This is a genomic window from Nemorincola caseinilytica (assembly GCF_039540515.1).
In the GTDB taxonomy this organism is placed as follows: domain Bacteria; phylum Bacteroidota; class Bacteroidia; order Chitinophagales; family Chitinophagaceae; genus Nemorincola; species Nemorincola caseinilytica.
On sequence record NZ_BAABFA010000004.1, the window covers coordinates 15,983 to 29,309 of the forward strand.

Annotated in this window: 2 protein-coding genes; both read left to right on the plus strand. The window is 48.8% G+C overall.

What is annotated here, in order from left to right:
- The first annotated feature begins 89 nt into the window (after window positions 1-89).
- Entirely contained in the window at window positions 90-12,152 is a 12,063-nt protein-coding gene (locus ABD843_RS00980) for a T9SS type A sorting domain-containing protein (RefSeq protein ID WP_345077146.1), read from the plus strand.
- A gap of 104 nt (window positions 12,153-12,256) precedes the next feature.
- A complete protein-coding gene (locus tag ABD843_RS00985) occupies window positions 12,257-13,324 on the plus strand; it encodes a hypothetical protein (RefSeq protein WP_345077149.1) in 1,068 nt (355 codons plus the stop codon).
- Window positions 13,325-13,327: the final 3 nt, after the last annotated feature.

A 13,327-nucleotide genomic window follows, 5' to 3' on the forward strand; every position in this document is an offset into this window, starting at 1 on the left:
ACATGATTGTAATTATTTATTTACAAATGATCGAGGGGGCGGCATACGGTATTACTTTTATCGCCAAATTGTTTTAAAAGAGATCTGAAATGAAAAAATTCTATTTATCCCTGCTTAGCTGCGTTGCATTCTGTTCGGCAATGGCACAAGTTACTGTTAATGCTACAGGAGGCGTGGCCACGCAAGGCTATGGTTCTATCAGTGCAGCTTTTCTTGCCATCAACAATGGCACACACACGGGAGCCATCACCGTAGAGGTCTCGGCCAATACTACAGAGGGGGCTTCCTGCGTGCTGCACAGTAGTGGTGCAGGCTCTGCCAACTATACGTCGGTGACCATACGCCCCACTGCCGATAATGTGACCATATCGGGCCCGTCGGCATCGGGCAAGGGATTGATAGAACTGAACGGTGCGGACAATGTGACCATAGACGGTGACAACCCCAATACCCCGGGTACCAACCGCAACCTTACTATAACCAATTCTGCCAGCAATACCACCACTCTTACCTCGGTGATACGCCTGGTGGTGGGTACCGGTGTTGCCAATACTGATAACGTGACCATAAAGAACTGTATCATCAATGGTAGCGCTACAGGGCGTAACGCATCGGGCGTCACCAGCGGCTCGGTAGATAATACGCTAGGTATCTATGGCGGTGGTAATGCTGCAGGCGCCACATCGGCACCAAGCTCTCTTACGGCAGTGAACAACTCATCGACCGGTACTATGAACAACCTGGTGATAGACAACAATGCCATTACCAGTTGTGCGCGCGGTATATCGGTGAATGGGGCATCCCAGGCATCCATCAACAGCATCACCGTATCGAACAATACACTGGGTACGGCAGGCTCTACGGCCGGTGCGCCGCCATACTTCGGCATATCCAGCACTATATATACTGTGGCTATCACCATACAGGGCGCTACGCTGTGTACCGTGAGTGGCAATACCATACAGAACGTGATGTCTTGTAACGGTAATGTGATACGCGGGGCAGAGATACAGGGTACAACGGTATCGAACCTTCAGTTCGTGAACAATACGATAAATGGGGTAGTAGCGAGCGCTACCAACTGTACAGGCGATGAAGGGCTGTATATAGGCGGATCAATGACCACTTGCAACATTAGCGGTAATACCATTACCAATATTATCTCTTTGAGTAGTACCGCCAATGCTTCGGGTATCAACCTGAACAATGGTACCGGTACCACCACTACCATAGTGAGCGGTAACAAAGTGAGCAGGGTGAACAACCATACTGCATCGGCAGTACCTGCCACGGGTATCAATGTGAATGGCCCCAATAATGTACAGTTGAACAATAATATGGTATGGGATGTAAATGGCCGCGCTGCTACTGCCCCGCCCAGTACTTCCAATGAGAACATGGGTATCAAGGTATCATCGGGCACGGGGCATAAGGTATACAACAATACAGTACATATGTATGGCGGCCCCATATCGGGTTCTGCATCTCATGGCAATACTTGCTTTATGATAGTTAATACCACCAGCACAGGTATGGATGTGAGGAACAATATCTTCTCTATGCAAATGACAGGCTGGCCCGGTACACCTATAAATAGTTGTATACAGCTGCCTACAGGTCTTACAGCATCGTTCAACGGTACGTTCAATAACAATGCCTACTATGCGGCATCGGGCAATTACCTGGCGCAGATGACATCGGGCACTACCCGCTACCTGGTGAGCGATCTTGTGATCAACGCCATTACCCCGGCCACCAACTGGCGCTCTTATTCTTCTACGCTGAATGCTGCCGGTACCAATGACAACGCTTCACTGGCATTCGTAGGTGCGGCCCCCTTCATAGGCGCCAATACTGATATGCATATAAGCAATGCATCGGCCACGCCTCTGGAGTCGGGCGGCGCTACGGTCACCGGTGTCACTACCGATATAGATGGACAAGTACGCCCCGGCCCAGCCGGTTCGGTGAACGGTGGAGCGAACATGCCCGATATAGGTGCAGATGAGTTCGATGGTATTCCGCAGGACATCATACCGCCCAGCATTACCTATACGGCATTGGCAGCTACCTGTATAGCAGGCGACAGAACGCTGAATGCTACTGTAACGGACAATATCGGGGTCCCCTTATCGGGCGCCAATGTTCCCAGGATATACTATCGCAAGGGTGCTGGCACCTGGTCTTCTTCGTCAGGTGCATACGTTTCGGGGACTGCTGCCAATAGTGTATGGACATTTACCATATCTGCCACAGATATGGGTGGTCTTATAGGTACCGACCAGGTATCTTATTATGTGGTAGCGCAAGATGCAGCAGGCAAGGTAGGCGCTACGCCGGGCATAGGACTGGTGGCCACAGATGTGAACACCGTTACCACGCCGCCAACCACTCCGAATATCTATTTCGTTCAGCCTAATTCGGGCACGTTCGATGTAGGTATAGGCAAGCCATTCACTACCATTACTGCCGCGGTCAATTCGTACAATACCAATACCTGTCTCACAGGCCATATCGTATACAACCTTACGGATGCCAGCTATCCCACAGAGTCTTATCCTATAACTATTGCCAATAACCCAATGGCAGGCGCTTCGGCTACGCTTACCATAAAGCCGGCAACAGGTGTGGCCGTGTCTATAACAAGTAGCTCGGGTGCAGCATCTGTCATCAGATTTACAGATGCCCGCTACGTTACTATAGATGGTGTGAATACAGGTGGTTCATCATTCACAATAACGAATGGTAATGCCGGTAATACTACCGGTAACATATGGCTTTCCAGCGTCACTACCGGTAACAACAATATAGCCCTGCGCAATCTTACCCTCGTAGGTGGTAATGCCGGTACTGCCGGCGCCGACGAGTTCGGCATATTTGCCAGCAATACCAGCAGCAGCCGTACCGACGGTGCGAATAATGATGATGTGACCATCGCAGGTAACTCTTTTGAGAAGTGCGGTTATGCTGTATGGGCCGGCGGTACCTCGGGCGGTACCGATGACAACTGGGTGATCACTAACAATATAGTAGGCCCGGCAACTTCTAGCTCTACCAACAATGTAGGTGTGAATGCCATGTTCTTCAGGAACATGACCAACCTGAACGTATCTAATAACACGCTCAGGAACATAGGCGTTACCGGTACCACCTTTGGTACGGCAGGTATATATATGGAAGGTAATATAAACAGGGCTGTTGTAGCCAACAACAACATAAGTAATCATGTGAGCTATGGTACCAGTAACTCTATGTCCATCAACATAGGAAGTGGCGTTATCAATGCACGCGTATCAGGCAATAAGATAACTACCATATTCAATACAAATGGATCGCCAGGCAGTATGAGGGCCATCGAGCTGAACGGCGGCGCTAACTGTAATGATACTATCATGAACAACATGATAAGTGAGGTTTACAGTAATTCCAGCGCCACCACTACCAACTGGCCAATGGGTATATTCATACAGGGTAGTACCAGCGTAGCCAAGATATGGCACAACTCTATACACTTGTTCGGCGATAGGGCCGGTACGGCTTCTACTGCGGCAGGTTCGGCATGTATCATGGTCACTACCAGTGGCAATAATATAGACCTGCGCAACAACATACTTGTGAATACCTACAACAATACAGGTATAGTAGGAGAGAAGTCGTATGCTATCTATTCTACTTCTGCCAGCAGCACATTCTCTGCCATAGATAATAACAACTATACTGTATCTGCTACAAACTTTATGGGCCTTATAGGCGGTACGGACCGTACCATAGTTGCAGAGATGCAGAGTGGTTTCGGTGGTAATGCGAATTCGATATCCGTTAACCCGGGCTTCGTTTCCAATACCGACCTGCATATTCCCAATGGTGGCCCGTCAGGTCTCGAATCGGCTGCTGCCAACGTAGGTGTTACCTCTGATATAGATGGTGATGTACGTCCCGGCCCTGTTGGGTCTGTGAACGGCGGCGGTCTTCTTGCTGATATAGGTGCAGATGAGTTCGACCGAATACCTGTAGAGGCTGTATTACCCGTAGTGAACTACACAGCGCTTACATCCACCTGCTCTGCGGGCGACAGGGTGATAACCGCAACTATATCTGATAATGTAGGTATAGTGACCACCGGTGCCAATATGCCTCGCCTGTACATGAAGAAGAATACAGGAGCATACATCTCTGCTCCCGGTACGCTTACTGCAGGCGATGCACTGAGTGGCACATGGACATTCACTGTCTCGGCAGCTGCTTTCACGCCAGCACTGGCCGGTGGCGACCAGGTGACCTATTTCGTAGTAGCACAGGATGCTGCAGGCAACCTTGGTGGTTTCCCCGGTGCAGGTATCACAGGTACTGACGTAAACACGGCCACACCACCCACTACGCCAAATGTTTATAACATATTCCCCTCTTCAGGTACATACAATGTAGGTACCAGCGGTACATATCCTACCATCACTTCGGCAATAAATGCATACAATACCAATACTTGTATCAGTGGTCATATCACTTATGTGCTTACCGATGCTACATATCCCACAGAGTCGTTCCCTATCACCATTGCCAACAACCCATTGGCCGGTCCATCGGCAACACTTACGCTCCGTCCTGCGGCCTCTACCTCTGTTACGGTAACAGGCGGTACATCCTCACAAAGCATGTTCCGTTTCAACGATGCCCGTTATGTGACCATGGATGGTGTGAACACAGGTGGTGCCAACCTTCACCTGGTGAGTTCCAACCCGGGCACGAATACTTGTAACATATGGCTCACCAGCTCGGGCCCCGGCTGTAAGTTCATCACACTGAAGAACATGAACATCACCGGTGGTGCCAACATACCTAATGCAAGCCCTTATGCTAATGAGTGGGGTATACTTTGCGGTAGCACAGCAATAGGTGGTAACAATGGTAATGATAATGATAATGTTACTATTACGGGCAATACCTTCCTCAGGTGTGGCTATGCAGTGCTGGTATGTGGTGGTGCTGCTAATACATCCACTGGCGGTAACGACAATTGGGTGGTATCTAACAATATCATAGGCCCTGCTACAGTAGATCCGTTGCTGGGTATGGGCGTGAACGGTATGTTCTTCCGCAACATGGTGAACCTGGATATCTCTAATAATATATTAAGGAATACTGGTAATACTGTTAACGGCAACTCTTTCCCTCCTGCAGGTTTTTTCCTGGAATCTGGTATAGAGCGTGCCATGATAAGGAATAATACTATCGATGGTTTCTTCTCGTCAAAGACAGGTGTTAGCCAGGTGATATATTTCGGTACCAATATTCTTAATAGCATTATATCTGGTAATACTTTTAAAAATATCGGTAGTAATGTAAGCGGCTGGAGTCCTCGTGTCATCAATATCAATACCGGTAATGCGAGCAGTAATGATACGATAGTAAATAATATCATCACTGATGTATGGACCAATGCCGGTACGGCCGTAGCAAGTAACTGGGCGAATGGTATATACATAGAAGGTACAGCAGGTGGTCTGAAGATATGGCACAACTCTATCAACCTGTTCGGTGCGCGTACCGGCCAGACTGGTGCTACCGGTAGTGCGTGTATAGCTATAGTGGCTACGGGTGGCAACCTGGATATCCGTAACAACGTACTGGTGAATACTTGCGACAATACCAGTACTGCTACAGATAAGAACTATACCATATACAGCTCTGTAGCAAATACCAATTTCACTAACATAGACCACAACGATTACTTTGTGGCCAATGCATCAAATGTACTTGGCTTCATTGGTAGTACTGATAGAACGAACATAGCAGGTATGCAGGCTGGTTTTGGTGGTAACCTTCACTCTGTTAGTGTTAATCCCGGCTTTGTATCGAATACGGATCTGCATATCCCTGCGGCCACTATATCACAGCTTGAATCTGGCGGCATGGGTCTTGGGGTGAATACCGACTGGGATGGACATGTGCGCCCTGGCCCCGCCGGTTCTGCCAATGGTGGTGGCCTTATACCCGATATAGGAGCTGATGAGTTCGATGGTATCATACAGGACGTAGTGGCTCCGAGTATCGTTTACACCCCACTCCTTGGTGCTTGCGGAAACGGTGACAGGACGTTCACTGCTACCATTACAGATGCCTCGGGTGTGAACAGTACTACATTCAAACCAAGGGTATATTTTAAAATTAACTCGGCAGGTACATGGCAGTTCACAGAAGGTACATCCTTGGGCGGCAATGTGTGGTCGTTCACCATACAGGCATCGCTCATGCCTGGTCTGGTAGTAGGTAATACTGTACAATATTACGTTGCTGCACAAGATGCAGCATCGCCTACCAACAATGTCGGCGCTCAACCCGGTATTGGTAGTACAGGGACCAATGTTACCAATATCACTGCCCCGACCACACCAGCTAGCTATAATGTAATGACCGCTCTGGGTGGTGATAATTTGGTGGGTTCAGCACAACCGTCTCCATTTAATACGCTTTCGGGTGCGATAAATCTCTATAATACTGGCTGTCTTACCGGGCATGTCACATTCATATTGACAGATGCTAACTATGGTGTGAGTGAAGGATTTCCTCTCATTATCAACAACAGTGTTTTTGCTGATGTCGATCACACACTTACTATAAGGCCCAACGCTGGGGTTTCTGCTACTGTGACCGCCCCTACTTCAGCAGGGTCTACGTTCAAGCTGCTGGATGCTCGCTTTGTGACCATAGATGGTGTGAATACAGGAGGAGCTTCACTAACAGTTGTCAATACCAAGACCACAGCAGGAGCGGCCCCGGTATGGCTGGCCAGCACTACGACCGGGGGCTGTAAAAACATTGCGATAAAGAATACTACCATCACAGGTGGTAATAATACCATTACAGGTGTATGGGGTATCATTGCTTCGGCAAATGGTACCAATCCAGCTGGCAATGATGGTATGAATCACGATAATGTGCTAATAGAAGGTAATACATTCCTGAAGTGTGGTTATGCTATATGGGGGTCGGGTTCAGGTTTCGCATCAGCTACCAGCAATGATAACTGGCAGATAAAGAACAACTTCATAGGCCCGGAAACCTCTGATAATAACCTGAATATGGGTGTGAACGCGGTATTCCTGAGGCGTATGATAAATCTTGAGGTATCAGGTAATTTATTCCGGAATATAGGGGTCACAGGAACTACATTCGGTACTGCGGGTCTCTATATCGAAGGTGCTGTGGATAGAGCCAGGGTGATTAATAATACGATTACTAATCTGATGTCGTATGGATCAGGTGCAACTTCCTTTGGTATATACTTCGGTGCGAGTGGGGGGGTCATTAATTCTATAGTTTCCGGTAACACAATAAAGGGATTAAATAACCTATCTGGTGCCGCAGGCTCTATGCGTGGTATCTATATCCATACAGGTAATAATATCAGCAACGACACTATCGTCAATAATATGATATCGGATGTTGCTGGTTTTGCAAGTACCACAGCTACAAGCTGCCCCATAGGTATAGGTATAGAAACTAACTCTACAGGTACAGGTGGTGTGAACGTGTGGTATAATACGGTGAACCTCTTCGGCTCTCGTACTGGTAGTGCTACCAGCGGCGCTATGACCATATGTATGTATGTTGGTACCTCTGGAACCAATCTGGATATACGGAACAACATATTCACGAACACATATGATATAAGCAACCAGGCGAATGAGAAGGCTTACGCAATGTATTCTACTACAGGCTTTGCCAATTACTCTCAACTGAACTTTAATAACTATTTCTCGAACGGTTCTTTGGCGTTCCTGTCCAGCGAAAGGACGAATATGACGGCAGTACAAAGCTTCGGCGGCAATACTGCATCATTCAGTAGCAAACCTGTCTTTGTAAGCGATAACGATCTGCATTTGCAGCAGGTGAATGCCAACTTGCCTATGGTGGCTGGTATTCCTCTTGCGGTCACTACAGATTTCGATGGTACGCCCCGTAATGCTATCACGCCTTTTGTAGGTGCTCATGAAGCGCCAAAATGTAGCGGAGCCCTTACCGCCGGTACTGCCGTACCAGTATCACCTTCGCTTTGTGTAGCAGGTTCTACCGTTATCAACGATGTTACCAGCACTCCTGGCATAGGTGTTAAACTACAATGGCAGTCATCACCAGATAGCGTGTTGTTCACAGATATCAGCGGTGCTACCAGCGAGACCTACACAATATCACCCAATATCACCGCCACTACCTACTACAGGATGAAGGCGGACTGTATATTCTCTGGTAACAGGGATTCTGCTTCTACAAGGGTGGTAGTATATCCGTTGCCAGCAGTGATAACAGGTAACGACGGTTGCGTTTCTTATACCACCTCTCTCAACAGTGCAGATGCAGGAGGCAACTGGGTGAGCTCGAACACTACCGTGGCCACTATAGGTACGAATGGCGTGGTAACAGCTAATACTACAGGTACCACTGTCATATCTTATACACTGCCATCTACAGGATGTACCCGTACGCGAGAACTTACGGTGAATCCGTTGCCGGTGGCTATAATTGGCGATACCAGGATATGTAAGAACACTACCTCTGACCTGGAAAATGCTGATGCGAACGGTACATGGACCAGCAGTGCTACAGGTGTCGCTACTGTAGAAGGTACTACAGGTGTGGTGACCGGTGTGAACGATGGTATGACACAGATCACCTATACGCTACCCACAGGGTGCTTCAGGGCGGTATCTGTAAGTGTAGATCCTTTACCTGCCCTTACTGTAACCTCTCTTACTCCTACTACCGTATGTCTTAATGAGAGCGTATCGTTCAATTCCAGTGTGCCTCCGTCTACCTTCACTCTGATGAGCCAGGACTTCAACTCTGGTATAGATGACTGGACAATGGACAACATCTCCGGAGACCCATCGGCTTACTGGCAGTTAGTGCCTAACGGCTGGGATGGTTCTGTAGGTGATGGCACACCAATGATGCAGGCAGTAGGTATACTTACCGGCCAGGTGAATACTGTGCTCACTTCGGGCTCATTCTCTACTGCAGGTATGGGTAGTGCATCGCTTACCTTCAATCAATACCTGCTTTCAGATGCCGGCGATGCTACCGTAGCTGTAGAGTATTCTACCGATGGTGGTGCTAACTGGCTGCCACTTGCCAATTTCGCAGGTATGACGATAGGCGATGGTACATGGAGCACTACGGACAATGATACTACTATAGAGATGCCTGCCGGTGCCCTGGACAAGACCGATGTGAAACTGAGGTGGAACTATAACGGCTTCCTGCAGTGGTTCATTGATAATGTGACCGTAAAAGGCACATTGCCTCCTGCTACTTATGCATGGGCAGGTGTAGGCGGCGCCAGTGGTGTGGTTTGTGATGCCGTTACATGTGCTACTGCCACCGTAACTCCTACTGTTGCCGGAAACAATGTATATGCGGCAACTGCTACAAGCAGCGCCGGTTGTATCTCTACGGTGAACGTTACTGTAAGCATTAATCCGCTGCCTGCTGCCATAGGCGGTACACTCTCTGTATGCCAGGGCCTTACGACCACACTTACAGATGACGATCCTGATGGCACATGGAGCAGCAGCACACCTTCGGTAGCTACCATAGGCTCTTCTTCAGGTATTGTTACAGGTCATGATGCAGGTACATCTATCGTTACCTATACGTTGCCTACAGGCTGTATCATCACAGCCGAGGTGACCACCAACCCGCTGCCTGCCAGCATAGCCGGCGCTACTTTTGAAGTGTGCCCAGCCCATACCATCACGCTTACCGATAGCGATCCCGATGGTACATGGAGCAGCAGCGATGCCACTGTTGCCGACATCGATCCTACGACAGGTGTGATACTCGCAGGCAATGCAGGTACTGCTACCATTACATACACATTGCCCACTACCTGTATAGCTACAGCTACTGTAACAGTGAACCCGCTGCCAGATGCAATAGGTGGTACACTGGCAGTATGTAAAGGTCTTAGCACTACACTTACCGATGCTACTACCCCAGGTACATGGACCAGCATCAATACATCTGTAGCTACCATAGATGCCACTACAGGCGAGGCCACCGGTGTTACAGACGGTACTACCACTATAGTATATGCGCTCACGACAACAGGTTGCGCTATCACGGCAGAACTTACCGTGAACCCGCTGCCGGCAGCTATAGTAGGCGGTAGCATGCATGTTTGTCCCGGTAATGATATAACATTCAGCAATAGCGACCCTGATGGTACATGGAGCAGCAGTACCGTAGCTATAGGTACCATAAACGCTACTACCGGTGTGGCCACAGGTATCACCGATGGTACTACTACCATCACTTATACACTGCCCACTACATGTATCAGCACGGCAGTGCTTACCGTAGATCCGCTGCCAGCACCCATAACCGGCGATATGACAGTGTGCGAAGGTCTTAATACAACACTGAATAGCATTACGCCCGATGGCGAATGGTACAGTTCCAATGATCTGATAGCTACAGCAGGCAGCACTACCGGTATCATATCAGGTGTGGCTGCAGGTACTGTTACCGTATCGTATGTATTGCCCACTACCTGTATGATAACCGCAGTGGTAACAGTAGATCCGCTGCCGGTGGCCATAACAGGCACCATGAGGGCATGTGTGAACGCTACTACTACGCTCTCTAACACCGACCCGGATGGTACATGGAGCAGTGGCGATGTGACGATAGCCACCATAGGCTCTGCTACCGGCGAAATGACCGGTGTTGCTGCAGGTAATACGCTTATTACCTATACGCTGCCCACCGGCTGTATCACTACTACCATTGTCACTACCGATCCGCTGCCTGTGGTACACAACGTAAGCACTGGCGGTTCGTACTGCGCAGGTAGCACTGGTGTGGTACTGAGCATGACCAATTCTGAGGCCGACGATACATACAGACTGTATCATGGCGCTACCCTGGTGGGTACTGTTACCAGCGTAGGTGGTGCGTTCGATTTCGGTACATATACTATGTCCGGCACATACACTGCTACCGCTACTACAGACCTGGGTTGTTTGACCGATATGGCAGGCGCTGCCAATATCGTAATCACACCTACGGTACTGCCGGAAGCTACCATAGTTATGGGCCCCAATGATACGGTGTGCGAAGGCCAGAGTGCTACATTCACTGCTACACCTGTAAATGGTGGTTCTGCCCCCGCTTACCAGTGGATAGTGAATGGCACTGTGGTAGGCGGTACCAGCTCTTACACCTATGTGCCTGTGAATGGCGACGTAGTAAAAGTAGAGCTTACCAGCAATGCTGTTTGCCCGCTGCCCGCCACCGTTACATCAAATGCGCTGACAGCTGTAGTAACACATACGCTGCTGCCATCTGTGACCATAGATGCCAATCCCGGCAACAATGTGTGCCAGTTCTCTAATGTGCTCTTTACTGCTACACCTGTGAATGGTGGTACTACACCTACATATGCATGGACGCGTAATGGCAACCCAGTAGGCGGTACAGGCAATACCATGGTGCTGGTGCCCAATAATGGTGATGTGATAGTAGCAAGGCTCACGAGCAGCTATAGTTGTCCGTCCATAAACAATGTGGCCAGCAACAGCATCAGCATGAATGTGACCAATGTGTTCCTGCCTTCGGTAGAGATCAATGCACTGCCGGGCCTTACATCAAGGATAGGCCAGACGGTGACATTGAATGCAGTAGTGAAGCCTGCCGGAAATACACCTACATACCAGTGGTACAAGAACAGCACCAAGCTAACAGGCGCTACTACTGCTACCTACATCAGCGCTGACTTTGCCAATAACGACTCTGTGACCTGCGAGGTACATGGTGTAGGCAGCTGCGCATACTACTCGTTCAACTCGGTGAAGATCCGCCGCACAACGGGTATGGTAGAAATAGCAGGTGAGGGCAACATAAGGCTGGTGCCCAACCCCAATACCGGTTCGTTCGCAGTGAATGGCACCATAGCAGGCACTACCGATGAGGAAGTGACCATGGAAGTGACCAACATGCTGGGCCAAACGGTATACACCGGCAAGGTGACCAGCCACAATGGTGTCATAGATCACAAGGTGCAACTGGACAATTCGCTTGCCAATGGCATGTATATGCTTACGGTTCATGCAGGCGACGAGCGCAAGGTGTTCCACTTCGTACTCAGCAAATAATCAATAGATAAGTATTCTTTTCAAAGGGGTGGCAGAGATGCCGCCCCTTTGTTTTTGGAGGCATTATGAGTATATTTATTTGTTCGCCTTGTAAATGACATTGTATGAGGAAGATATTGGGATATATTATAGTGTTGTGCTGTCTTAGTGTGGCGGTACAGGCAAAAGATCTGATGGTAAGGAGAAAGACCATAGAGCAGCAGGTAAAGGTGAGCGAGGGCGACCGGCTGGTAGTAGATGCTGCACTGGGGGATGTGCGCATCAGGACCTGGAAGAAGCCCATGGTATCGGTGCGTATTGTCATTACGGGCATGGGCTATACACAAGGCCGGGTAGATAGTATGCTTGATGGCCTGGATGTGCAGGTAAAAGACCACGAGCACGGATCGGCGAAGATAACGGTAGAAAGGCCCTTGCCCGGCAATAAAGACCATGGTGTAAGGGGAGAACTAAGCATTGTAAAGGACTTTAAAGACATAGATACGAATGGTAAGGCCATCAGTTATGAGCTGATGATACCCGATGGCATGTTCGTAGATGTAAAAGCGGTACATGGGGATGTACATTTCGAGGACGACTATAGCGGCCCTGTGAATGTAGATGTATTCAATGGTCGCCTGTTCGCGAAGAAGCTAATGGGCCGCATGAACTACATAAGCATAGATGCGCCAATGTTCTTTGATAAATGGGGCCATATCGGCTACCTGGACAATTCCTATGTGAATGCTGTGCATTATTTGCAGATAGACCATGCGGGTGATGTGCATTTGCGCGATGGAAGAGGGCTGAAGATAGGCACCATAGACAATGTATACTTTGGCGGCAATATGAGCGAAGTAGCGATAGACCGTGCAGGTAATGTAGTAGGGAGACTGGATAAGGCAGAGAACATTGCGATAGGAACTATTCAGGGCATTTGTGAATTATGGCTCTTTAGTGTGAACGGCATCTCGTTCACAGACCTATCGGCTGTAAGGCGCATGAATATCAGTGGCTACACAAGCTCCATCAAGTTGGGACAGATGGGTAATGCCGTTATTGACATAAATGCCGACGTGAAGAATGTACCTTCTTATTTACAGAAAGGAGAAACGGGCTGTAGTGGCACTGTGGGCAATGGAAGTGCATCCATAGGTATACATATGTCGAATGGCACAGTGACCTTTGAATAGATA

Coding starts and splice junctions, on each gene's coding strand:
- ABD843_RS00980 (WP_345077146.1), top strand. CDS start 90: ATGAAAAAATTCTATTTATCCCTGCTTAGCTGCGTTGCATTCTGTTCG.
- ABD843_RS00985 (WP_345077149.1), top strand. CDS start 12,257: ATGAGGAAGATATTGGGATATATTATAGTGTTGTGCTGTCTTAGTGTG.